Genomic DNA, 23658 nt, shown 5'->3' with positions numbered 1-23658 from the left:
CCAACGTGGTGACGATCGCGACCGCCATGCCGCCCCAAGACACCAGGTAGGCGGCGCTGATCAGGCCGCCACTGCACTGGTGAGCAGCCGAGCACTGCGTGGTCACCATCCCGGCGAACATCGAATACACCCAGCCCAGCCCGCACGCCACAAGCAGCAACACAGCGAGCAACGACGCGCCGATCACGTCGAGGAGCCGCCGCCGAGGTGGGGGCGGCTGGAAGTCGGCGTGCGGACTTGCGGGGTACGGGGGGCCGTCGGGGGTCAACGTGTGCGCGCCACGATCACTGCACCTGGGCGCGCCCGCGCTCGAGCACCGCTGCCCGGTTGGCGGCGACGTCGGCGCCACTCACGGTGTGCAGCCACTGCTTGGCCGCCATCGCCTCGATCCACAGTCCGGTGGCCGTCTGCGACTCGTCGATGCGGTGGTAGGAGGCCAGCAGCGCCCGCACCGCGGCCTGATTGTTGCCGACGATGGAGCCTGCCACGGCGCGGGCGGTCGCAAGCAGTTCATCGTGGGGCACCACTTCGGTGACCAGGCCGGCCCGCAGCGCGTCGGCCGCCGACAGGTAATCGCCGGTCAGGCTCATCCGGCGGGCCAGACCGACCCCGACCTTCTGGGGGAGACGAACACTGAGGCCCCAGGACGGCAGCAGGCCGACGCGGGCGTGCGTGTCGGCGAACCGGGCCTGCTCCGATGCGATCAGAACATCGCAGTACAGAGCCAATTCCAGCCCACCGGTGACCGCCGCGCCGTTGATGGCACCGATCACCGGCTTGGTCATCGGCGGCCACTGCGGGGAGATGTCGGGCAGCGCCGTGGATTCGCTGAACTCCTTGAGGTCCAGACCCGCGCAGAAGACCGGGTCGGCTCCGGTGAGGATCACCACATCGACGTCGGCGTCGGCATCGGCGGCGGCCAGCGCGCTGAAGATGGCGTCGCGCAAGGCCGCCGACAGCGCATTGCGGGCCTGCGGACGGTTGAGGGTCAGGATTCGGATGCGGTCCTGCGTGTGGACCAGCAGAATGTCGTCACTCACCAGTTCACCGTAGCCGGGGCTAGGCTGAGGGGAATGCACGGTATGGCCTTGAAGGAGTGGAGCGCTGTCGTGGCGGCGCTGCTGGCCGGTAGGCAACGAATCCTGCTGCGCAAAGGCGGCATTCACGAGAAGCGATTCGAAGTCAGCGCCGACGAGTTCCTGCTGTTCCCCACCTCGGTGCACAGCCACGCCGAGCGCGTCCGTCCTGAACACCGTGACCTGCTCGCGCCGGCGGCCGCAGACTCCACCGCCGAGCAGATACTGGTGCGCGCGGCGGCGAAAGTCGTTGCGGCGCTGCCGGTCGACCGGCCCGATGCGCTCGACGACATCGCTGACCTGCACATCTGGACCGCCGAATCGGTGCGTGCCGACCGGCTGGATTTCCGGCCCAAGCACCGGCTGACGGCGCTGGTGGTCCAGGTGTTGCCGCTGTCGGTCCCGGTCCGGCTGGCGCGCAGCCCCGAGTATGCCGGCTGCTCCAGCTGGGTTCAGCTGCCGATCGCCGACCCCGAGCTGGGCGACCCCGTGTTCACCGCCGACGAGCTCGCCGCGACGACCGCCAGGGTCCGCGACAGCGTCGGCTGACGAGCCCGCCGGGTCAGATCTGCGCGTGATTGGGCGGCCGGACCCCGGTCAGCTCCCACGCGCCGATGTGGTGGTACTTCCAATCCACGGGATCGTGCACGCTGTGCGTGCGGGCATTGCGCCAATGCCGATCCAGTCCGTGCTTGAGGTCGGTCCCGCTGGCACCGGTCAACGCGAACAGCTCGCTGGCCATATCGACGGCCACGTCGCTGGCGAACGCCTTGGCCTGGGCCACCGCGATCGACCCCTGTGCCGCGGCGTCCGGGCCGGCCGGGATCAGCCCCGACTCGTCGAGGACGCCGGCTGCCCAGCGCAGCAGTTGCACCGCGGCGCGCGTGCGGGTGGCCAACCGGCCGATCCGCAACCGGATGTTGGGGTCCTCGGCGGCGGTCGGCGCCTGAGCGGTTCGGTAGGCCTCGGCGAACGGCCGGCTGCGCGTGCGGACGAACTCCGCTGCGTCGGCCAGTGCCCCCTCGGCGATACCGGCTTCGATTGACGCGTGCACCAGCTGCGCCCGCGCCCCGAGCAGCTGGGGCGCGGCGAACGCCGTCCCGTACGGCAGAACGAACCCGGCATCGACGCGCACGCCGTCCAAAGTCGTTGTGCCACTGACTGTGGAACGCTGGCCCATCGCCGACCAGTCCTCGTCGATGCGCACCCCGTCACTGTCGCGTTCGACGAACGCCAGGATCAGCTGGTCGTCGGGGTCCAGGGCGCTGACGGCCAGCCAGTGCGACGTGATGGCGCCCGTGCTGTAGTACTTGATTCCCTCCAAGCGCCATCCCGGGCCGTCGGCGACGAGGCGGGTTTTCAGATCGAGGGCGTGCGTGCCCCCGCGTTCGGCCAGGACCGGGGCGATACGGCCCCCTTGGGTCACCGCGGGAAACAGCCGGCTGCGCTGGTCCGGCGTGCCCAGCAGGCGCAGGATGTCGACGGCCAGGAAATGGCCCTGCGGGATCTGCGCCAACGCCGGGTCGGCGGCGGCGATCGTGCGGATCCCCTCGGCGAGGGTTCCCGGTCCCAGCCCGGACCCGCCGTCGGCTACCGGAACAGTGATCGCCGGCAGGCCGGAGCGGTCGAACTCGGCCAGTTCGGCACGCGGAACCGCCCCGGCCCGGTCCCGGTCGGCCGCCCCGGGACGCACGGCGTCGGCGAATGCCTGTGCTGCGGCGACCGCCTCGGCGTGGTTGGCCAGCCGCACCGTGGTTCCGGCGGTCACGACAGTGCCGGCACGGGTGCCGGCGCCAGCCCGGCTTGTGCCTCCAGTTCGCGTACCAACGGCAGCACCTTGCGGCCGAAGGCCTCGACCTCCTCCTGGAAGTGCAGGAATCCGGCCAGGATCAGGTTCACGCCCAGCTTGCGGTAGGCGACGATGCGCTCGGCGACCTGTTCGGCGGTACCGATCAGCTGCGTGCGGAAGCCGTCGTTGTACTGCACCAAGTCCTCGAAGCTGGAGTCCGCCCACATGCCCCGCTGGTCCGCGGTCGAGGCGCCGGCTTGGCGCACCGCCGCGCCGAATCCCTCGACCGCGGGTACATCGGCCTTGGCGATGATCTCCCGCAGCACCTCCTTGGCCTCGGCCTCGGTGTCGCGGACGATGACGAAACCGTTCAGGCCGAAGCGAGGAGGTTCGGCACGACCGGAATCGGCCGCGATCCGGCGAAGATCGGCCAGTTGCGCTGTGACACCGTCGAAGTCGTTGCCGTTGGAGAAATACCAGTCGGAATAACGGCCGCCGTTGGCGCGGGCCGCGGTGGAGTTGCCCCCCTGGAAGATCTCCGGGTGGGGGCGGCCTTCCCACGACAGCGGTTTGGGCGCCAGGTTGAAGTCGCGGATCCGGTAGAAGTCGCCGGCCAGGTTGGCCGGACTCTCGGTCCAGATCGCCCGGAGTGCCTGAATGAACTCAGCACTGCGCCGGTAGCGTTCGTCGTGTTCGAGCCAGGGCTCGCCGAGCTTGGTGAACTCGTCTTTGAGCCAGCCGCTGACGATGTTGACCGCGACGCGCCCGTTCGACAGGTGGTCGGCGGTCGCCAGCCATTTGGCCAGTACGCCGGGCTGCCACATCCCGGGGTGCACCGCGGCGATCACCTTGAGCCGCTGGGTGGCCAGCAGCAGCGCCAAGCTGAAACTGGTCGATTCGTGCTGGTATTCGGCGCTGTAGCTGGCCGTGTAACGGACCTGGGTCAGGGCGTACTCGAATCCGGCTTCCTCGGCGATCCGGGCCAGGGCGACGTTGTAGTCGTAGCTCCAGTCGGTGCGCTGCTCGATCGTCGAGGTGACCAGTCCGCCACTGACATTGGGGACCCAGTAGGCGAAGCTCAGCGGCGTGGGGGGGTAGGTCGGCATTGCCTTGTCTTCCTTTTTAGGTAGTCGGTGTGGGGCCGAGCAGACCCCGTTCGGCCAGAATCGGCAGGACACCCTCCCCGAACGAGAACGCCTCCTCCAGGTGGGGGTAACCGGACAGCACGAACTCGTCCAGCCCTAAGCGGTAGTACTCCTCGATGCGATCGGCGACCTCTTCGTGGCTGCCCACCAGGGCGGTGCCGGCTCCACCCCGGACCAAGCCGACGCCGGCCCAAAGGTTCGGCGACACTTCCAGATTGTCGGTCCGGCCGCCGTGCAGTTCGGTCATCCGCCGCTGGCCTTCGGATCCGGAGCTGCGCTGGATCTGCTGGGCCCGCTGAATCTGCTCGGGGCTCAGCCCGGCCAGCAGCCGATCGGCTTGGGCCCAGGCCTCGGCCGCGGTCGGCCGGCTGATGACGTGCAGCCGGATCCCGAACCGCAGGTCGCCGGCGGCCCGTCGGTCAGAGCCCAGATCCTTGACCCGCCGACGCACCGTGTCGAGCTTGTCGGCGACCTGCGCCGGCGGCTCGCCCCAGGTCAGGTAGACATCGGCGTGCTCGGCCGCCACGTCGACCGCGGCCGCCGAGGACCCGCCGAGATAGATCTCCGGCCAGGTCGAGTCGGGCACGATGGTCGCGTCCTCGACGAACAGGTGATCGCCGTGGAACGTCACGGGGTCACCGGACCACAACTGGCGGAACACGGTGAGGAACTCGCCGGCGCGCCGGTAACGCGCGTCCTTGTCCAGGTCGTCGCCGAACCGCCGTTGCTCGACGTCGTCGCCGCCGGTGACGACGTTGAGCAACAACCGGCCTCCGGAGACCCGCTGGAAGGTCGCCGCCGCCTGAGCCACCAGCGTCGGTGCCTGAAGTCCCGGACGGAAAGCCACGAGGAACTTGAACCGGGTGGTGAGTTGGCTCAGCGCCGCGGTGAACACCCAGGCGTCCTCACACCAGCTGCTGGTCGGCGTCAGCGCCCCGGCGAACCCCAGCTTCTCCGCCGCTCCGGCGACCATGCGCAGATAGTCCAGGTCTGGTGCGCGGTCGGCACCGTAGGGGTTCACGCGGCTGCCTGCCGCACCAACGGCGTTGCCGAGACTCAGGTCGCTGCGCGAGTCGCCGTTGGTGGGCAGGAACCAATGCAGGGTGATGGCCATCAGCGGTACAGCGAGAATTCGGGGTGCCGGTGGTTGAGCACCCAGTCACCGACTTCGCGCGCCTTGTAGGCGACCGGGTCGTGCAGGGTGTGCGTGCGCAGGTTGCGCCAATGCCGGTCGAAGCCATACGCGCTGGTGGTGGCACGGGCGCCCTGGATCTCGAACAGCCGGGTGGCGGCCTGCAGGCCGACCTCGGTGGTGAGGTACTTCGCTTCGTAGACGGCGATCGCGGCTTCGGCGCGCTGATCTTCGGTCAGTGCGGGGCCGATGTCGATGGCTTCCTGCAGCGCCTCCCCGGCCCGGTCGGCCAGCAGGGCGGCGGCGCGCACCTGGCTGACCACTTCGCCGACGATCTGCAGAATGTAGGGATCGTCGGTCGCCCGCTCGACACCCGAGGACTCCCAAGGGGTGGCCTTGGTCCTGGCCCAGTTCAGCGCCTCGGTGAGCGCGCCCTCGGCGGTCCCGACATAGAAGTTCACGAACGCCAACTGCCAGTGCGGGGTGATCAGGGTCTGATACGGGCTGAGGGTGCCTCCGGTGAAGGGCTCCTCACCGAGAACCTCGTGATGTTCGATACGGGCGTCGACGACACGGACCCCGCCGGAGTCGGTGAGACGCTGGCCGATGTTGTCCCAGTCGTCCAGGAAGGTGAAACCCTGCCGGCCGCCACGGGCGTCCAGCGACAGGAACACCTGAGACCCGTCCAGCAGCGCGGTCACCGAGAGCTGGTCACCGGTGCTGGCGCCGCTGGCGAAGGTGCGGCTGCCGTTGAGCCGGAAGCCGTCGCCGTCGCGGGTCAGCACCAGTCCGGTGCTGCCACGCGGGTTCTGGATGCCGCCCCAGAACAGCTTCTCGGCGGCGTTGCGACGCGACTGGGCGTCGGCCTGCTCCGGCGTGCCGAACAGCCGGGCGACCCGGGTCTGGGCGTAGTGGTAGCCGAGCAGGTGGGAGATGGAGGTGTCGCCGCGGGCGATCCGCCTGGTGACTTGCGAGGCCTGCGCGTAGTTCAGCCCGGATCCGCCGTATTCGACCGGCTCCTGGATCTGCAGCAGGTCGTTGGCGCGCAGCAGTTCGATCTCGGCGCGCGGCGTGCCGTTCGCCCGGTCACGCTCCGCTGCGGTCTCGCGCAACTCTTCGGCGACTCGGTCAGCGGTGGCGAGCACGTTGGCGAGGACCTGGCCGCTGGCGGCCGGTCGCTCCGTGACGACGGTCATGGGGGGCTCCTTGGGAAACGAAGTGGCGCACCGGATGTCCGGCGCTGCCACGAAATACAACGCGGGGGCCTCTGCCGCAGACAACATGACGGCCGATCGCCAGGACTCCTATGAATCGGCGCTGAGCAGGGCAGATGCCGTCCCGGCCCGCTAAAACGCAAGGTGATTCCAAAGCGCGCCGGGCTCCGGCGGTCCACCCGGCGCGGGGCGTGTCACCCGTGCAGGCGGCGGGGGAGAGCGACGGCGGACCGCGCCGCTGCACGATTGTGCAGGTGCGACAATTTCCGCTCGCCGTGGAGCTAATTGTTATCAAAGGCTAAGCCGCTGTTCACAGCTTTGTGACCTGTGATCACTAATGGGCAGCGTGTTGCCAACAGACGTTCGAGTGACATTTCATTCCGTCCTGAATCGCCGTCCGACGCACGGTGGTCAAGCGCGTCCTGGTGTGCCGCCAGTCCAAGCGTCCAAAGAGGAAGAGTCAATGAGGGTTTCGATTAGTCGTGGTGACTTGTCCAAGGTGATCCATCGATGGCGGGCGCGTACCGACTGCACCACCGCCGGCACGAAGGCCGGCGGTCGGCGATCCGGTCGCCGGACGGTGGCGGCCCTAGCGGCGATGGCGCTGGCCGCCGGTTCGCTCACCCTGGTGGACGACCCGGTGGCGCGGGCCGACGACCGCAAATACGAGGCCTTCTACACGCCTCCGGCCCCGCTTCCGGCCGGGAAGCCGGGTGATCTGATCCGGACCGAACCGCTGCGGCTGGTTCTGGAACCGTCTGGTCAGCTGGGAGCCTTCGTCGGAACCGGAACGCGGATCATGTACAGCAGCACTGATGCTCAGGCGCATCCGGTTGCGGTCACCGGGGCTTACATCGAGCCCGACGTGCCCTGGCCGGGTAACGGCCCGCGCCCCCTGATCGCTTACGCGACCGGCCCGTACGGGGTCGGTGAGCAGTGCGCCCCGTCGCGACTGCTTGACCAGGGCATCCACTTCTCGCAGGGCTTCGACCTGACGTTCAACTACGAGGAGGGTTTCATCGCGACGCTGCTGGCCCGCGGCTTCGCGATCGTGGTGACCGACGGGGTCGGTCTGGGGACACACGGTCCGCAGTCGCCTCAGTTCTTGAACCGGGTCGCCGCGGGAACGGCGCTGCTCGACGCGGCCCGCGCGGCTCAGAAGCTGCCCGGCACCTCCCTGGATCCGCATGGACCGGTGGCTTTCTGGGGCTGGGCGTCGGGCGGGCAGGCGTCGCTGTCGGCTGCCGAGCTGGCATCGACCTATGCGCCCGAACTCAATGTTGTCGGCACCTACGCCAACGCACCGCTGACCAACGTGGTCGAGGCGATTCCCTCCGTCGACGGCAACTTCCTGGCCGTACTCGCCGGATATCTGCTGCGTGGTATCCAGGCGTCCTACCCCGAGACCGAGCAGGCCATCTGGGATGCGCTGACCCCGCGCGGCGTGCAGATGCTGGACTGGAGCGGACACACCTGCCTGGTGCAGGGCGGCGTCGACTACGCGTTCCGCCACCTGGAGTTCTGGTTCAAGGACGACTTGAATGCCATCGCCTCCTCCGAACCCCTGAAGACGATCTTCGCCTCGCAGCGGGTCGGAAACATCAAGCCCAAGGGGCCGGTGTACATCTCGCACAACCGCTGGGACCCGTTGGCGCCCTACACCGCCGCCCATGACACGGCCCGCGACTGGTGCACGCAGGGTGCTGATGTCGAACTGTGGACCAACGAGCAGCCGCCGCTGTTCAACAAGATGGACATCAATATCCTGCTGCCGCAGTTCGTCGATGGTGAGCGCAGCATGGCCTGGGTCAGCGATCGCTTCAACGGGGCGCCGACCCACTCGAACTGCACGGCGATCCTGGCTGAGTGACGTTTCGGCACAGTCGGACCCTGTGGTCCCGGCGGGCGCTACCGCCGGGATCGCAGGGTCCGAATGATCTGGGCGGACAGTTCGGGGTCGGCGAGCAGTTGGTCGATCAGCGCTGTCATGACTTCCTGGCCGGTGATCCGCGCACAGCCGACGCGGTCGGCGGCCTCCCGCTGCCAGAGGTCGAGCCCGCGGTGCTGGGCCGGCGACAGGTCGACGGTCCGGCGGGTTCGGGTCTGACGCAGCGGGATCGGCTCGGTCGGCTTCATGCCCGGCTCGCGGACCGGTGGCCAGCCGGTGGCCGGGACGGCGAAACCGCGGTTGTCGAGGGGATCGCTGGAAGCTCTCATCGTGTAGACCTTCGGTTGCGGTGGCACCTCACCCTGGTGCTCATGCCAGCGTAGCCGCTCACCGGCCATCCGGGACCGCACTGCGGCACCGGCCTGCTGGGCTCAACCGGCGCCGCCGTCGCGTCGTGCTCCGGCGGGGCGCCCGTGCAACCGCCGAAGCCCTAGGTCAGCGAGCTTTGGCAGCGGAGACGGCGGCGCGCAGCCGGTCGGCGAAATCCTGCCCGCTCTGGTCGGCGCCGAGACCGAGGTAGAACCCGGCGTCCGCCTGCTCGTCGGTCGCGCCGGACCAGTGCCCGACGACATCGACTCCGAAGTCGGGCACCCCGACGATGCCGGGACGGGCGCTGATCGTCTCAAGCCGTGCCGAGCGAACGTGGGTTCCCCGTTTGTCGCCGGACACGGCGATGACCAGGTAGCGGGGGGTCAGCACGGCCACGGTCCGGTGCTCTCGATCGGGGTCTGCCGAGCCGGTGATCCTGGCGATCAGCCCATTGCGGTACAGCCGCACGCTGTGGGTTTCGCAGACCGCCTGCGCCTGCCCCAGCACGTCGCCGAGCTGGTGCCCTGCTGCGTGGTCGCCGATCGCGGCGCGCACCGCGGCATCAAGGCGCTCGGGGCTAGTCGCCGTGCTGTGGCGCTCGTAGAGCCGCTTCATGGTCGCTCGCTTCCTCGGTTGCCACTGCGGGTTCGCCCGCGGCGAGCCGCCCAACGCCTGCTCTTACGGAACTGATCGCATCTTCGCATGTCTCGGCCGTCGATGCGCCGCGTTATGCAGACCAAAAGGGGAGAGGTCGACCCGCGCCATTGTTCAGGAGGAGTTGATTTGTTTTGCGAAAATGCGCTCATAAGTCCTTATCGCATTAAATACGGATTCGCGTATATCAGTGGCTCAGTAGTTCAGTAGATGTGCTCTGAGCTGGTTAAATAGTCGCCAAGCCCCAGGGTTTTGGGCATGGAGGCAAAAAGCGTTTCGAGCATCCAAAAAATGTAGCCAAGGTCATTGTCGGCCCGCTTTTCTGGTGCTAGCCTCGCGAATATCAAGAGAATTCGGGAATCTTGACTAGGGAGGAAATCATGGTGATGTCACGGAATGCCAGCCGACGCGTGGCCGCCGCGGTGGTCAGCGCCGGCACGGTGAGCGGTGCGTTGGTGATCGGCGCGGCCGGACCGGCGCAGGCTGTTCCGGGGGGCGCCCTTGCGCACCCGCCCGCCGTGGTCGAGATGCACGGCGACCTACCCGCTCTGCCGGCCGCGGTGGGCAACCACGCGGGCCTCGAGCGCGCTCCGGCTGACCACGTGTTCGCCACGGATCTGCGTTCGGGCCCCCTGCCGCAGTGGGGACGGCACCACCACTGGTGGCGTCACCATCACCACTTGTGGCACCACTGGTGGTGGTGGTGGTGACCGCGATGCCGGTCAAGCCGCGCCGTAACCGGGCCGTCATCGGGCCCGTGCTGGGTGGCGCGCTCGGCGTGGGGCTGACCCTCGCCGGGTGCGCCACCAGCGCCGAGGTGACTCCGGCGGGTTCGGCGGCGTCCCAGCCGGCCGCTGCCCAGCCGGCCCCGCCGCGTTACGACGTCTCCCGCATCGATGCCGTCGCCAATGAATTTCCGGAGGGTTTCACCGCACAGGCGCATCCGGCAAAGACCTTGGGGCAGTCCGACATCGACGGGTCCGCGGTAGCCGCGTTCACCCAGGCCCAAGTCGACCCGCCGCAATGCCGGTCGGTGGTCATCCCGCGCTACGTTGACCCGAAAGCCGGTACCCAAGCCGCCGGGGTGATCGGGCAGGGGGACCGGGGGAACATGTACGTCGTCGCCCTGAGCTCCCCGGACTCCGTGACGCCGGAAGCCGATCCGGCGGGCTGTGACCGCATCGCGCTGTCCGGTTCGCCCCAGGCGACCGGAACGGTGGAGCGTATTCCGGCACCTGACATCGGCGGCGTCACCACGACCGGGGTCAAGCTGACCGTCGCAGATCCGGAGGACGATCCCGACTATCTCTACACGGCCGCGCTCGACGACCACACGTCGGTGGTGGTGATGGGCAGCGCCGACGAGCAGTTGGATCCGCAGCGGCTGATGTCAGATCTGTTGGTCAAGGCTGTCTCGGCGGTGCGAGGGCAGCAGCAGCCGTGAGCCGGCCAGCCGCACCGTGTGCGTCGCGCGCAGCAGTGCGGCGCCGCTGATCGCGGGCTCACTGGTGCCCAGATTGCGGGCGAACCGGGGATGGCAGCCGCCGGCGATCAACACCCGGATGCGCGAACCGGCCGCGAACCGGTGGGCGATCTGGTCGAGTTCGATGCGGACCGTTCCGGCGGTCGGGGTCAGCCGGCGGTAGCCGTCGCTGATATTTCGGGAGCGCCCGCGAGCGTCGACCTCGCTGACCCTGACGAACAGGTCGACGTTGGGGTTGTCGCTCGAATGCGCCAGCTCGACCACCGGGCTGCCGAAGACGTCGACGTCCTCGGTCAGGGCTGCTCCGGTGAAGGTCAGCACGTCGCCACGGCGGGCCAGAACGTCGTCGCGCTGGTAGCCGCCACCCGGGGCCAGCAGCCGCCCGCCCACCGTCGGCGTGGGGTCGGCGGGGTCGTAGGTAAAGCTGACCGCGTCCGTCGCGCCATCGGCCACGGGGGAGGCGGCCAGGCGCTCGCTCGGCGCCAGCCACCAGGTGCGCGTGGTCGTCGCCGGCGGCCAATCCGGAAACTCACGCCACCCGCCGCCGCCGGTGACATACACCCGGACCGGGCTGGTGCGCGACGGACCGTCGGCGCCGGCCAGGTGAGCGTTGAGCCAATCGAGGGATTCGGCGGTGACGGTGCGCAGGCCGCGGGTCAGCATCTCGGTGTGAGTCCAGGGCCCGACGGTCATCGCGACCTGGGCTCCGCGGTCGCGCAGGGTCTGGAACTGTGTCAGCGTCTGATCCAAGAACAGGTCTTGCCAACCGCTGAGCAGCAGTACCGGCACCTGAGTTCCCTCAAGCGCAGCCGGGAAACGCATCCTGTCCCAGAACGGGTCGTCACGGTCCGGGTGCTCGACCCAGGACTCGTACCAGGTCGAGCGGGTGCCCAGAAGTGCGCGTCCCGCCGTCCCCAGGGGCAGGGCCGCCGCGGCCCGTCGGACCCGGAGCTGGGCGGTCAGCTGCTGCAGACCGGCCCTGACCCGGGGACGGACCTCCTGGTGGGCCATCATGTGGCTCCAGCCCAGGAAGTCGTTGAGGGCGAAAGACCCGGTACCCCAGGTGGACTCGTAGAGGTCATGCGGTCCGACGGTGACGACGGCGGCGGCCAGCTCCGGCGGCGGGTCGGCCAGCAACGCCCACTGGGTGAAGCCCAGGTAGGACAGCCCCACGGTGCCGAAGGATCCGGTGAACCACGGCTGGGCGCGGAGCCACTCCACCGTGTCGGCGCCGTCGGCGGCCTCGTTGACCATCGGCTCGAACACCCCGCCGGAGCCGAAGGTGCCGCGCACACTCTGCAGGATCACCCGGTACCCGCGGGCGGCGAACATCCGGGCGAACACCAGTGAGAAGGGGAATCCCCGGCCGTAGGGACAGCGCACCAGCAGGGTGCCGGCCACGTCGCCGGTCGGCTGGTAATGATCGGCCCGCAGCTCTACGCCGTCGCGCATCGGGATGGATTCCCGGCGCACCGTGTAGCCGGTGGTGGGCGGTGGCAGTTGCCGCAGCGCCCGGTTCAGGACGACATCGCCAAGACGCGGACGGGCCGGCCGGGCGGAGGTGGTCGACGTCACGAACTCAGTACCTTCAGTACTTGTAGTGCGGTGCCAGCTGATGGGCCCGCATCAGGTTCTCGGCGGGGCAGTCCACCTTCGGCTCGGAATACACCGGCGAGTAGTACAGCGACTGCTGGATCACTCCGTAGCTGGTCTTGAAAGCCACCATGCAGGAGACCCACCAGCGGTTATTCCACTCGGTGGGCTTCATCACCCAGTACTGCGCGGCCCGATGCCCATTGATGTCCATCTCGATGGCGTCGGCGGGGATGGATTCGTCGTAGCTGCGCCACACGAAGGTCTCAACGGCCATCTGGTAGTTGCCCGCGTCGAACTCGCAGCGCACACCCTCGACCGGCTTGGGGGGAGTGAACGCCAGACCCAGCTGCGCGATGACGTCGAAGGGAATGTCTTCGCAGGCGTCGAACGGGCGCGGGTTGGTGAGGTTGACCGCTTTGCTCGACGTGGTCGGGGGTGCCAACGGTATCCCGGTGGAACGCAGGTCCACCCCCGCACTTCCCGGGACGCCGTTGACGGGTGCTTGTTGGCAGACCACCACGACGGCCATCACCAGCGCCCCCACCGCGGTCATCAGACGCAGTTTGGTGAGCATGACACTCCTTGCTTCCGCCCGATGCTCTGCCGGGGAGTGTACAAGTTGTGGCGCCCGCCACTGATTCGAAGGCGAGAACACGTTCTAATTCCGGTCACCCACTAGGCTCGGAACTCGTGACCACCCACGAGCCGAGGGCCGCCGACGGCCCCACCCTGTGGGCGATCTCCGATCTGCACACCGGCCACTCGGGTAACAAGCCCATCACCGAGGCGCTGTACCCGGCTACCGGTGACGACTGGCTGATCGTCGCCGGTGACGTCGCGGAGCGCACCGACGAGATCCGCTGGGCACTGGATCTGCTGCGCAAACGGTTCGCGAAGGTGATCTGGGTGCCGGGGAACCACGAGTTGTGGACCACCAATAAGGACCCGATGCAGATCTTCGGCCGCTCGCGCTACGACTACCTGGTCGACATGTGTGACCAGATGGGCGTCATCACGCCCGAGCATCCCTTCCCGGTCTGGACCGAGCAGGGGGGCCCGGCCACCATCGTGGCGATGTTCCTGCTCTACGACTACACCTTCCTTCCGGCCGGAGCGACCAGCAAGGCCGAAGGGCTGGCCATCGCGCGGGAGAACAACGTGGTGGCCACCGATGAGTTCCTGCTGTCGCCCGAGCCCTACGGCACCCGCGACGCCTGGTGCCGCGACCGGGTGGCGGCCACGCGAAAGCGCCTCGAAGATCTCGACTGGATGACGCCGACCGTGCTGGTCAACCACTTTCCGATGGTGCGCCAACCCTGCGACGCATTGTTTTATCCGGAGTTCTCGTTGTGGTGCGGCACCGTCGAAACCGCCGATTGGCACACCCGCTACAACGCCACGTGTTCGGTCTACGGCCACCTGCACATCCCGCGAACCACCTACTACGACGGTGTGCGCTTCGAAGAGGTCTCGGTGGGCTATCCGCGGGAATGGCGCCGTCGGCGCCCGCACCGGTGGCTACGCCAGATACTGCCCGACCCGCAGTACCCGCCCGGCTACCTCAACGAGTTCGGCGGCCACTTCGCGATCACCGACGAGATGCGCGAGGCCAGTGCGAAATTCGCCGAGCGGCTACGCCAGAGGCAGAACCGATGAGCAAGCTGCTGGACGCGGTGCTCTGTGGAGCGTCGAGGGGATCGCTGGCCTGGGCCGAGCGCTACGACGACCCGCCCGGACTGGCTCCGCTGCCCGAGGAGGAGCCACTGGTGGCCCGTTCGGTCGCCAAGCGCCGCAACGAATTCGTCACCGCCCGCTACTGCGCCCGGCTTGCGCTGGAAGAACTCGGGCAACCGCCCGTCCCGATTCTCAAGGGGGAGAAGGGCGAGCCGTCGTGGCCCACCGGCATCGTCGGCAGCCTGACCCACTGCGCCGGTTTCCGCGGCGCGGTGGTGGGCCGAAGCCCCGACGTGCGGTCGGTGGGAATCGACGCCGAGCCGCACGATGTGCTGCCCGACGGCGTGCTCGACGCGGTGAGCCTTCCGGTCGAACGTTTTGAGCTCGCGGCGTTGCCCCAGGATCGGCACTGGGATCGAATCCTGTTCTGCGCCAAAGAGGCCACCTACAAAGCATGGTTTCCGCTGACCGGGCGGTGGCTGGGTTTCGAGGACGCGCACATCACCTTCGAGACCGACGGCAGCTTCGCCTCGCGGATCCTGATCGATCCCGCGGCGCGGTCCGGACCGCCACTGACGACACTGCGCGGGCGGTGGTCGGTGGCGGGCGGCCTGGTACTGACGGCGATCGTCCTGTGAGCGAACCCGTGCCGGCCGGCCTGGTGATCGTCGACAAACCCGCCGGAATGACCAGCCACGATGTGGTGTCGCGATGCCGCAGGGCGTTCGGCACCCGCAAGGTCGGCCACGCGGGCACGTTGGACCCGATGGCCACCGGCGTGCTGGTGATCGGCATCGAACGGGCCACCAAGATTCTGGGGCTGCTGACCGCGTCGGAGAAGTCCTACGCAGCCACCGTCCGGTTGGGGCAGACCACCTCGACAGAGGACGCCGAAGGCGAGGTGCTGCAGACCACGTCGGCATCTCATCTCACCGACCCTCAGATCGCTACGGCGATCGCCGGGTTGCGCGGCGACATCGCGCAAGTGCCCTCGGCGGTCAGCGCCATCAAGGTCGACGGCAAGCGGTCCTATCAGTTGGTGCGAGAGGGCCGGGCCGTTGCGCTGCCCGCCCGACCGGTGCGCATCGAGCGCTTCGAATTGCTGGCGGTACGGCGCGATGACCCGTTCGTCGACCTGGACGTCGAGGTGGACTGTTCGGCGGGCACCTACATCCGTGCTTTGGCCCGCGACCTGGGTGCCGCCCTGGGAGTCGGCGGGCACCTGACGGCGCTGCGGCGGACCCGGGCCGGCAGTTTCGGGCTGGATCAGGCCCGAACCCTCGATGAGCTGCAGGAGCATCCGGTGCTCAGTTACCCCATCGACGAGGCCTGTCTGGGCGCCTTCGCCCGCCGGGACCTGACCGAGCAGGAGGCACTCGATGCCGGCCACGGCCGACCGCTGTCTCCCGCCGGGATCAACGGCGTGTACGCCGCGACCGCACCGGACGGCCGGGTGATCGCACTGCTCGAGGATGCGCCCCGGCGAACCAAGTCGGTGGTCGTCATCCGGCCGGCGACGCTGTAGGCCGCCGTGGTCACCCACGAACGTGAGATCACCGAGGCGGTCGAGCTATGCGATGCGTCGGGGGCGTTGAACCCTGCGGCCGTCGGTTGGACCCGAACACCGTTGCACCGCACCGGACTGCGTGGCTGGGGGCGTACCAAGAGGTGGGAGTACTGGTGCCTGACCACCCCCACGCACCTGGTCGCGGTCACCGTTGCCGACCTGGATTATCTCGGTGTCAGCAACGTGTACCTGCTCGACTATTCCGGCCGTGCGGTGTCACGCAGCTGCGCGCACCCGGGCGGCTGGGGGATAACCCTGCCCGACAACCTCGGCGGCGGGCCGGCCCGGGCGCGCGGAACGGTGGCGATCGATATCGCCACCGAAGCCGAAGGAACCCGGATTCGCTTCTCCTGCAGAACATCTGCCGGGCCTATGACCGGTGACCTGTTCGTCGCGCTACCACCGGGCCACGAGACGCTGGCAGTGGTGGTGCCCTGGAGTTCGAAGCGGTTCCAGTACACCGCCAAGCACACCGCGCGCCCGGCCTCGGGCGTCGTGCGGGTCGGCGACACCACGTATGACTTCGACGGCGGCTGGGGCGTGCTCGACCACGGACGCGGCCGCTGGCCGGCGAACACCCTGTGGAATTGGGGCGCGGCCTCCGGGCACACCGACGGCCATGTCGTCGGTCTGCAACTGGGCGGGAAGTGGACCGTGGGCACGGGCAGCACCGAGAACGCGCTCTGCGTGGACGGTCGGCTGGACAAGATCGGCGACGAGTTGGACTGGCACTACCCCGAATACACCGGGCCGTGGACCATCCGCACGCCGGACTCCGACCAGGTGGACCTGACCTTCACGCCGTTTCATCACCGGTCACCGCTGCCCGGAACCCATCTGTGTTTCGGGCACTACCACGGCCGCATCCGCACCGACGCCGGTGCCGGCGTTGCTGTCGACGGACTCCTCGGCTGGGCCGAACAGGTACACCTGCTCTGGTGAGCGGATCAGACCACCCAGATCGCTTGGGCGGCAGGGCTGCCCAAGTCCACCGTGGCCGACTCGCCGTCGGAGTCCCCGGCTTGGTCCAGGGCCACCGAGATGATCCCGGCGAAATCGCGACGGGTCAGCACCCGGATGCGGGCGTCGAGGCTGATGCCCACCTGGGCGAAGTAGCGCAGCATCTCCGGATCGTGGTCGGAGATTCGGGCCACGGTCCCGGCCTCGCCCTCTGAGCACGCCCAGAGCTGACGTGCGGGGGGAGTGGGTACCTGCCCGTCCGGCGCCGGGATGGGGTCGCCGTGCGGGTCGCGCTGTGGAAACCCCAGCTTGGCGTCGATGCGGGCGACCAACTGGTCGGACACCGCATGCTCGAGGACTTCGGCTTCGTCGTGCACCTCATCCCAGGCGTAGCCGAGTTCGCAGACCAGAAACGTCTCGATCAGGCGGTGGCGGCGGACCATCGCAAGAGCGGCCTGACGGCCCTGGTCGGTCAGCGTCACCGCACCGTATTTCTCGTGGTCCACCAGGCCCGCGTCGGCCAGTTTGCGAATCGACTCCGATGCCGTGCTGGCGGACACTCCGAGCTTTTCCGCCAGCATTTTCGTGCTGACCTTGTCGGGTGACCACTCCTGGGCCGTCCAGATGACTTTCAGATAGTCCTGAGCGACGCTACTCAGCCCATCCGACTGCTCCCAAGGGCTCACAACCGGACAGTTTAGGCTTGTCCCCGTGCAGCGGTGGCGGGGGCAGGATGAGATCCCCACAGACTGGGGCAGGTGCGTGCTCACCATCGGCGTGTTCGACGGTGTGCATCGCGGCCATGCGGAACTGATCGCCCACGCGGTGAAGGCCGGAAAGGCGCGCGGCGTACCGACGGTGCTGATGACCTTCGATCCGCATCCGATGGAGGTGGTCTACCCCGGCAACCATCCGGCGCAGCTCACCACCCTGGCGCGCCGCGCCGAGCTGGTCGAGCAGCTCGGCATCGACGTGTTCCTGGTGATTCCGTTCACCCCCGAGTTCATGAAGCTCACCCCGGACCGCTATATCCACCAGCTGCTGGTCGAGGACCTGCATGTGGTGGAGGTGGTGGTCGGCGAGAACTTCACCTTCGGTCGTAAGGCGGCCGGCAATGTCGAGACCCTGCGTCGTGCCGGTGAGCAGTTCGGGTTCGGCGTCGAATCGGTGTCGCTGGTGGCCGAGCGCGCCGACGCCACCCAGTCGGTCACCTTCTCCTCGACCTACATCCGGTCCTGCGTGGACGCCGGCGACGTGGCGGCGGCGGCCGAGGCCTTGGGCCGGCCGCACCGGGTCGAGGGTCTGGTGGTGCGCGGCGACGGGCGCGGGCGCGGTCTGGGTTTCCCGACGGCCAATGTGGCTCCGTCGGCGTTTGCGGCGATCCCGGCCGACGGCGTGTACGCCGCATGGTTCACCGTCTTGGGCCACGGCAAGGTTCCGGGCACTGTGGTCGCCGGCCAGCGCTGCCGGGCCGCGGTGTCGGTAGGCACCAACCCCACGTTCTCCGGGCGGGCCCGCACCGTGGAGGCGTTCGTGATCGATGAAACCGCCGATCTGTACGGCCAGCGCGTCGCCGTGGACTTCGTCAGCCGGATCCGGGGGCAGAAGAAGTTCGACTCGGTGGCGGACCTGGTGGCGATGATGAACACCGACGTCGAGAAGACCCGCGACCTGCTCGACAGGGACTGACCGGTTGCGCGGTTAGGACGAGTGCGCATGGCGCTGTTAGACTCGCCCCTCGGTGTGCTGCAGTCCGCGGTGGCCATCGACTTGATATTCGCGGGACCTATCGATGGAGATGTGTCATGGCGTTGACCGCCGAGCAGAAGAAGGAAATCCTGGGCAGCTACGGCCTGCACGAGACCGACACCGGCTCGCCCGAAGCTCAGATCGCCCTGCTCACCAAGCGGATCGTCGACCTGACCGAGCACCTCAAGAAGCACAAGCACGACCACCACTCGCGGCGCGGTCTGCTGCTGCTGGTCGGCCGTCGTCGCCGTCTGCTCAAGTACCTGACCCAGACCGATGTGGCGCGTTACCGCTCGCTCATCGAGCGCCTGGGCCTGCGTCGCTGACGGCGATCGGGGCAGTCGCCAGCCGCTGCCGTGTAGAGTGAGACCGTTCCGGGCCGACCAGGCCCGGACATCGGTGTGGCCCCCGCATCCGCGTGCGCCACTCCGGCACGTCACGACGGGACACGTCCGGTGCGAACAGCCAGACCTGTGTCGGGCGGTCTTCGGTAGTGGCAGCCGGGTCTGACAGTACGTCTTTGATCCGGCCGCTTCGATCGACGACCGTAGCCGCATCCAGGTCCCCTCGCTGACGCACGTCTGACGTTGCGAAACAGTTGAATGAACCAGGAAAGGCCGCACGGCTTCCATGTCTGCAATTGAAATTGAAGAAGGCGTATTCGAATCCACCGCTGTCATCGACAACGGCAGCTTCGGCAAGCGCACCATCCGCTTCGAGACCGGTCGGCTGGCCCAGCAGGCCGCCGGCAGCGTCGTCGCCTACCTCGACGACGAGACCATGATGCTCTCGGCGACCACCGCCAGCAAGGCGCCCAAGGAGCACTTCGACTTCTTTCCGTTGACCGTCGACGTCGAGGAGCGGATGTATGCGGCCGGCCGCATCCCGGGCTCGTTCTTTCGGCGCGAGGGCAGGCCGTCCACTGACGCGATCCTGACCTGCCGCCTCACCGACCGTCCGCTACGCCCGTCGTTCGTCGACGGCCTGCGCAACGAGATCCAGGTCGTCGTCACGGTGATGAGCCTGAACCCCAACGACCTCTACGACGTGGTGGCGATCAACGCCGCATCGGCGTCCACCCAGCTTGCGGGCCTGCCGTTCTCCGGCCCCGTCGGTGCGGCGCGGGTGGCACTCATCGACGGCACCTGGGTCGCCTTCCCCACGGTGGAGCAGCTGGAGCGCGCCACGTTCGACATGGTGCTGGCCGGCCGTACCCTCGAAGACGGTGACGTCGCGATCATGATGGTCGAGGCCGAGGCCACCGAGAACGTCATCGAGCTTGTCCAGGCCGGCGCCCAGGCGCCGACCGAGACCGTGGTGGCCGAAGGGCTCGAAGCGGCCAAGCCGTTCATCGCGGCGCTGTGCAAGGCCCAGCAAGAGCTGGCCGATGCGGCTGCGCGCCCGGCCGTCGAATACCCCCTGTTCCCCGCCTACGGCGACGACGTCTACTACGCGGTGGCTTCCGTCGCGACCGACGAGCTGGCCAAGGCGCTGACCATCGCGGGCAAGGCCGAGCGTGACGACCGCACCGAGGAGATCAAGGCCGAGGTGCTCGACCGCCTGGCCGAGACCTACGAGGGTCGCGAGAAAGAGATCAGTGCGGCCTACCGGAGCCTGACCAAGAAGCTGGTCCGGCAGCGCATCCTGACCGACCACTTCCGCATCGACGGCCGTGGCATCACCGACATCCGGGCACTGTCCGCCGAGGTCGCGGTGGTGCCGCGGGCACACGGCAGCGCCCTGTTCGAGCGTGGCGAGACCCAGATCCTGGGCGTCACCACGCTGGACATGATGAAGATGGCGCAGCAGATCGACTCGCTGGGACCGGAGAAGTCCAAGCGCTACATGCACCACTACAACTTCCCGCCGTACTCGACCGGTGAGACCGGCCGGGTCGGTTCGCCCAAGCGCCGCGAGATCGGCCACGGCGCGCTGGCCGAACGCGCACTGGTCCCGGTGCTGCCCAGCGTCGAGGAGTTCCCCTACGCCATCCGGCAGGTGTCGGAGGCCCTGGGCTCCAACGGATCCACCTCCATGGGTTCGGTCTGCGCCTCGACGCTGGCGCTGCTCAACGCCGGTGTGCCGCTGAAGGCTCCGGTCGCCGGAATCGCCATGGGTCTGGTCTCCGACGATGTCGAGGTGGATGGCAAGACCGAGCGTCGCTTCGTGGCGCTCACCGACATCCTGGGCGCCGAAGACGCGTTCGGCGACATGGACTTCAAGGTGGCCGGCACCAAGGAGTTCGTCACCGCCCTGCAGCTCGACACCAAGCTCGACGGCATCCCGTCGCAGGTGCTCGCCGGTGCGCTGGCGCAGGCCCGGGACGCTCGTCTGACCATTCTCGACGTCATGGCCGAGGCCATCGACGAGCCCGACGAGATGAGCCCTTACGCGCCGCGGGTCACCACCATCAAGGTTCCGGTGGACAAGATCGGCGAGGTGATCGGGCCCAAGGGCAAGATGATCAACGCGATCACCGAGGAGACCGGTGCGCAGATCTCCATCGAGGACGACGGCACCGTGTTCGTGGGCGCCACCGACGGCCCGTCGGCGCAGGCCGCGATCGACAAGATCAACGCCATCGCCAACCCGCAGCTGCCGAAGATCGGCGAGCGCTTCCTGGGCACCGTGGTCAAGACCACCGACTTCGGCGCGTTCGTGTCGCTGCTGCCGGGCCGCGACGGGCTGGTGCACATCTCCAAGCTGGGCAAGGGCAAGCGGGTCGCCAAGGTCGAAGACGTGGTGAAGGTAGGCGACAAGCTGCGCGTGGAGATCGCCGACATCGACAACCGCGGCAAGATCTCGCTGGTGCCCGTCGAGGACGCGGCAGACGCGGCGGACTCGGCCCAAAAGTCTGGGTCCGCTGAGCCTGCCGATGCCGCGGCTGCCGACAGCTGACACCGGGGCGCGACCGCGCTCCACACTGCGACGCACCACCCTGCCGGGCGGACTGCGGGTGGTCACCGAGTACCTCCCCGCGGTTCGTTCGGCGTCGGTGGGTGTCTGGGTCGGCGTCGGATCCCGCGACGAGGGCTCGACCGTGGCCGGGGCGGCACATTTCCTGGAGCACTTGCTGTTCAAGGCGACCCCGACCCGGACGGCGGCCGGTATCGCTCAGGCGATGGACGCCGTAGGCGGCGAGCTCAACGCCTTCACGGGCAAGGAGCACACCTGCTACTACGCCCACGTGCTCGACACCGACCTGGAGTTGGCGGTCGCGCTGGTCAGCGACGTGGTGCTCAACGGGTCCTGCGCGGCTGCCGATGTGGAAGTCGAGCGCGACGTGGTCCTTGAGGAACTCGCGATGCGCGACGACGATCCCGAGGACGCGCTGGGCGACGTGTTCCTGTCGACGCTGTTCGGCGACCATCCGATCGGGCGGCCGGTGATCGGCAACGTGGAATCGGTGTCGGCGATGACGCGCGCGCAGTTGCGCTCGTTTCACCAGCGCCGCTACACGCCGGAGCGCATGGTGGTCGCCGTCGCCGGCAATGTCGACCACGAGACCGTGGTGGCCATGGTGCGGGAGCATTTCGGGCACAGGCTGATTCGCGGCGAGCGCCCGGCCGCTCCACGGCGCGGGGCGGCGCGGATTCCGGGTTCCCCCGGTCTGACCGTGGTGAACCGCGATGCCGACCAGACGCACATGTCCCTGGGGGTGCGGGCGCCCGGACGCCATTGGCAGCACCGCCAGGCGCTGGCGGTGCTCAACACCGCCCTGGGCGGCGGACTCAGTTCGCGGCTCTTCCAACAGGTACGGGAAGCTCGCGGTCTGGCGTACTCGATCTACTCGTCGGTGGACACCTTTGCCGACGCCGGTGCCCTCTCGGTGTACACCGCATGCCAGCCGGACCGGTTCGCCGAAGTGGCTGCTGTGACCGCCGAAGTGCTGGAGTCGGTGGCGCGCGACGGTATCACCGCCGAAGAGTGCCGGATCGCCAAGGGCTCGCTGCGCGGCGGACTGGTGCTGGGCCTGGAGGATTCGGGTTCTCGAATGAACCGGCTGGGCCGCAGCGAGTTGAACTACGGCCGGCACCGGCCCATCGCACGCACCCTGCGAGAACTTTCCGCGGTCACCGTCGAGGAGGTGAACGCGGTGGCCAGGCGGCTGCTGCGGCAGCCCTACGGCGTCGCCGTCCTCGGGCCGTACCGCTCCAAAGGGGCGCTTCCGCGGCGTTTGAGGGCGATGGCAGGCTAAGGCAATGGCGTTCAGCTTCTCCGAACTCGCCGTTCCGCTGGTCGGCGCTCCGATGGCGGGCGGTCCCAGCACACCGGCGCTGGCGGCGGCGGTATCCCAGGCGGGCGGTCTGGGTTTCGTGGCCGGCGGCTATCGCACCGCTGAGCAGCTGGCCGACGACCTCACGGAGGCCCGTGTCGCCACCACCGGGCCGACCGGGGTCAACCTCTTTGTGCCCCAACCCAGTGCCGCCGACATCGTGCTGCTCGACGAATACGCAGACCTGCTGGATCCGCTGGCCGAGCACTACGGGGTAGAGCTGGGCCAACCACGCTTCGATGACGACGACTGCTGGTCGGAGAAGCTTGAGGTGGTCCTGGAGCTGCGGCCCACGGTGGTGTCGTTCACCTTCGGGACACCGGCGCCCGACATCCTGGAGCTGCTGCGGTCGCAGCGCATCCTGACCGTGGCCACCGTGACGTCGGCTTATGAAGCCGGCGTCGCGGTGGGGCACGGTGCCGAGGCACTGGTGGTGCAGGGCCCCAATGCCGGCGGGCACCGGGGAACGTTTGCCCCGGACACGCTGCCGGGCACCGACTCCCTGGAGAACCTGCTGGCGCAGATCGGCCACGCCCACCCGGGCGTCCCCTTGGTGGCGGCGGGAGGGCTCGGCACGGCGGCCGACGTGAGCGGTGTGCTGCGCCGTGGCGCGGTAGCCGCTCAGGTCGGGACGGCCCTGCTCCTGGCGCATGAGGCAGGCACCAACCCGACCCACCGTGCGGCACTGACCAACCCGGAATTCGTCAACACCACGGTCACATGCGCGTTCTCCGGCCGCTACGCGCGCAGCCTGGAGAATGACTTCACGCGTTCCTTCGAAGACGTGGCACCGGTGGGCTATCCCGAGATCCACCACATGACGTCCCCGATCCGGGCGGCGGCAGTGGCCATGGACGACCCGCACGGCACCAGCCTGTGGGCGGGTACCTCCTACCGGACCGCCCGCGCGGCACGCGCGGCCGACATCATCGCTGGGCTGGCCCCCCGCTGACACCCCGCCGGCCGGCGCTCCCGGCCGGCGGCCACCAGCAGTTCGTCAGCAGTCGTAGTACAGCGCGAACTCGTAGGGGTGCGGGCGCAGGTTCACCGGCGCGATCTCGTTGTCGCGCTTGTAGTTGATCCAGG

The 23658-nt window shown here is 68.5% G+C and carries 25 protein-coding genes; 13 read left to right on the top strand and 12 right to left on the bottom strand.

Annotation, left to right across the window (positions count from 1 at the left end; genetic code table 11):
• Both LI92_RS11765 and LI92_RS11760 read right to left on the bottom strand, forming a co-directional pair.
• On the bottom strand, nt 1-268 hold a 268-nt coding region (locus LI92_RS11765), incomplete at its 3' end, for a hypothetical protein (RefSeq protein ID WP_152665441.1).
• A gap of 16 nt (nt 269-284) precedes the next feature.
• Entirely contained in the window at nt 285-1040 is a 756-nt protein-coding gene (locus LI92_RS11760; protein WP_046319073.1) for an enoyl-CoA hydratase, read from the bottom strand.
• Nucleotides 1041-1073: 33 nt separating this feature from the next.
• On the opposite strand from LI92_RS11760, the gene LI92_RS11755 reads away from it, so the two are divergent.
• Nucleotides 1074-1625 carry a DUF1802 family protein gene (locus LI92_RS11755; protein WP_046319072.1) on the top strand — a complete coding sequence of 184 codons (552 nt, stop codon included), beginning with the start codon at nt 1074-1076 and terminating at the stop codon, nt 1623-1625.
• 13 nt (nt 1626-1638) lie between these two features.
• Here the strand turns inward: LI92_RS11755 and LI92_RS11750 are convergent, their stop codons facing one another.
• Genes LI92_RS11750 through LI92_RS11735 form a run of 4 tightly spaced genes read right to left on the bottom strand, consistent with a single transcriptional unit; the run spans nt 1639 to nt 6338 of the window.
• Entirely contained in the window at nt 1639-2844 is a 1206-nt protein-coding gene (locus tag LI92_RS11750) for an acyl-CoA dehydrogenase family protein (RefSeq protein WP_046319071.1), read from the bottom strand.
• Nucleotides 2841-3971: a dimethylsulfone monooxygenase SfnG gene (sfnG, locus tag LI92_RS11745; RefSeq protein ID WP_046319069.1), complete on the bottom strand. Its 1131-nt coding sequence runs from the start codon at nt 3969-3971 to the stop codon at nt 2841-2843. The genes LI92_RS11750 and sfnG overlap by 4 nt, the downstream gene beginning before the upstream one ends.
• Nucleotides 3972-3987: 16 nt before the next feature.
• Entirely contained in the window at nt 3988-5124 is a 1137-nt protein-coding gene (locus LI92_RS11740; protein WP_046319067.1) for an LLM class flavin-dependent oxidoreductase, read from the bottom strand.
• Complete coding sequence (locus tag LI92_RS11735) at nt 5124-6338, bottom strand: acyl-CoA dehydrogenase family protein (protein ID WP_046319065.1); 1215 nt, start codon at nt 6336-6338, stop codon at nt 5124-5126. The genes LI92_RS11740 and LI92_RS11735 overlap by 1 nt, the downstream gene beginning before the upstream one ends.
• A gap of 616 nt (nt 6339-6954) precedes the next feature.
• Here LI92_RS11735 and LI92_RS11730 point away from each other — a divergent pair.
• Nucleotides 6955-8226, top strand: a complete 1272-nt coding sequence (locus tag LI92_RS11730; protein ID WP_046319083.1) for a lipase family protein — start codon at nt 6955-6957, stop codon at nt 8224-8226.
• 38 nt (nt 8227-8264) lie between these two features.
• On the opposite strand, the gene LI92_RS11725 is transcribed toward LI92_RS11730, so the two are convergent.
• Nucleotides 8265-8573: a hypothetical protein gene (locus LI92_RS11725; RefSeq protein ID WP_046319080.1), complete on the bottom strand. Its 309-nt coding sequence runs from the start codon at nt 8571-8573 to the stop codon at nt 8265-8267.
• Between the two features lie 166 nt (nt 8574-8739).
• Nucleotides 8740-9228, bottom strand: a complete 489-nt coding sequence (locus tag LI92_RS11720; protein ID WP_046319063.1) for a hypothetical protein — start codon at nt 9226-9228, stop codon at nt 8740-8742.
• 419 nt (nt 9229-9647) lie between these two features.
• Between LI92_RS11720 and LI92_RS11715 the strand changes: the two genes are divergently transcribed.
• Nucleotides 9648-9977 (top strand): hypothetical protein, encoded by a 330-nt coding sequence (locus LI92_RS11715; RefSeq protein WP_152665440.1) that lies wholly within the window; start codon nt 9648-9650, stop codon nt 9975-9977.
• On the top strand, nt 9950-10711 hold the full coding sequence (locus LI92_RS11710; RefSeq protein WP_286135048.1) for a DUF5642 family protein: 762 nt from the start codon (nt 9950-9952) through the stop codon (nt 10709-10711). Before LI92_RS11715 ends, LI92_RS11710 begins: the two co-directional genes overlap by 28 nt.
• Here LI92_RS11710 and LI92_RS11705 read toward each other — a convergent pair.
• A complete protein-coding gene (locus LI92_RS11705; protein ID WP_046319056.1) occupies nt 10658-12325 on the bottom strand; it encodes a CocE/NonD family hydrolase in 1668 nt (555 codons plus the stop codon). The two genes, LI92_RS11710 and LI92_RS11705, sit on opposite strands and share 54 nt — an antisense overlap.
• Nucleotides 12326-12338: 13 nt before the next feature.
• On the bottom strand, nt 12339-12920 hold the full coding sequence (locus LI92_RS11700) for a DUF3558 domain-containing protein (RefSeq protein WP_046319055.1): 582 nt from the start codon (nt 12918-12920) through the stop codon (nt 12339-12341).
• Nucleotides 12921-13036: 116 nt separating this feature from the next.
• Between LI92_RS11700 and pptH the strand changes: the two genes are divergently transcribed.
• From pptH to LI92_RS11680, 4 genes are read left to right on the top strand one after another with little or no spacing between them, the layout of a single operon-like run.
• Nucleotides 13037-14002: an ACP phosphodiesterase PptH gene (gene pptH / locus LI92_RS11695; RefSeq protein ID WP_046319053.1), complete on the top strand. Its 966-nt coding sequence runs from the start codon at nt 13037-13039 to the stop codon at nt 14000-14002.
• Nucleotides 13999-14658: a 4'-phosphopantetheinyl transferase PptT gene (gene pptT / locus LI92_RS11690; protein ID WP_046319051.1), complete on the top strand. Its 660-nt coding sequence runs from the start codon at nt 13999-14001 to the stop codon at nt 14656-14658. The genes pptH and pptT overlap by 4 nt, the downstream gene beginning before the upstream one ends.
• Nucleotides 14655-15545, top strand: a complete 891-nt coding sequence (truB, locus tag LI92_RS11685) for a tRNA pseudouridine(55) synthase TruB (protein ID WP_082109676.1) — start codon at nt 14655-14657, stop codon at nt 15543-15545. The genes pptT and truB overlap by 4 nt, the downstream gene beginning before the upstream one ends.
• A 6-nt stretch (nt 15546-15551) precedes the next feature.
• Nucleotides 15552-16529 carry a DUF2804 domain-containing protein gene (locus LI92_RS11680; protein WP_046319050.1) on the top strand — a complete coding sequence of 326 codons (978 nt, stop codon included), beginning with the start codon at nt 15552-15554 and terminating at the stop codon, nt 16527-16529.
• A gap of 5 nt (nt 16530-16534) precedes the next feature.
• On the opposite strand, the gene mntR is transcribed toward LI92_RS11680, so the two are convergent.
• A complete protein-coding gene (gene mntR / locus LI92_RS11675; RefSeq protein ID WP_046319049.1) occupies nt 16535-17233 on the bottom strand; it encodes a manganese-binding transcriptional regulator MntR in 699 nt (232 codons plus the stop codon).
• Nucleotides 17234-17258: 25 nt separating this feature from the next.
• Here mntR and LI92_RS11670 point away from each other — a divergent pair, with 25 nt between their 5' ends.
• The 5 genes from LI92_RS11670 (at nt 17259) to LI92_RS11650 (ending at nt 23524) form a co-directional block, all read left to right on the top strand.
• Nucleotides 17259-18236: a bifunctional riboflavin kinase/FAD synthetase gene (locus LI92_RS11670; protein ID WP_046319048.1), complete on the top strand. Its 978-nt coding sequence runs from the start codon at nt 17259-17261 to the stop codon at nt 18234-18236.
• Between the two features lie 116 nt (nt 18237-18352).
• A complete protein-coding gene (gene rpsO, locus LI92_RS11665) occupies nt 18353-18622 on the top strand; it encodes a 30S ribosomal protein S15 (protein WP_046319047.1) in 270 nt (89 codons plus the stop codon).
• A 304-nt stretch (nt 18623-18926) separates the two neighbouring features.
• Nucleotides 18927-21194 (top strand): polyribonucleotide nucleotidyltransferase, encoded by a 2268-nt coding sequence (locus tag LI92_RS11660; protein ID WP_046319046.1) that lies wholly within the window; start codon nt 18927-18929, stop codon nt 21192-21194.
• Nucleotides 21172-22494 (top strand): M16 family metallopeptidase, encoded by a 1323-nt coding sequence (locus LI92_RS11655; RefSeq protein ID WP_046319044.1) that lies wholly within the window; start codon nt 21172-21174, stop codon nt 22492-22494. Before LI92_RS11660 ends, LI92_RS11655 begins: the two co-directional genes overlap by 23 nt.
• A gap of 4 nt (nt 22495-22498) precedes the next feature.
• Entirely contained in the window at nt 22499-23524 is a 1026-nt protein-coding gene (locus LI92_RS11650) for a nitronate monooxygenase (protein WP_046319042.1), read from the top strand.
• A 45-nt stretch (nt 23525-23569) separates the two neighbouring features.
• On the opposite strand, the gene LI92_RS24345 is transcribed toward LI92_RS11650, so the two are convergent.
• A partial coding sequence (locus LI92_RS24345) for a hypothetical protein (RefSeq protein WP_286135046.1) occupies nt 23570-23658 on the bottom strand: 89 nt, incomplete at its 5' end.

Origin of the sequence: Mycobacterium sp. UM_Kg1, from assembly GCF_000972925.1 — a bacterium.
Classification (GTDB): Bacteria; Actinomycetota; Actinomycetes; order Mycobacteriales; family Mycobacteriaceae; genus Mycobacterium; species Mycobacterium hiberniae.
Note: the sequence above shows the minus strand (reverse complement) of the source record. Positions and strands in the feature narration are given on the sequence as shown.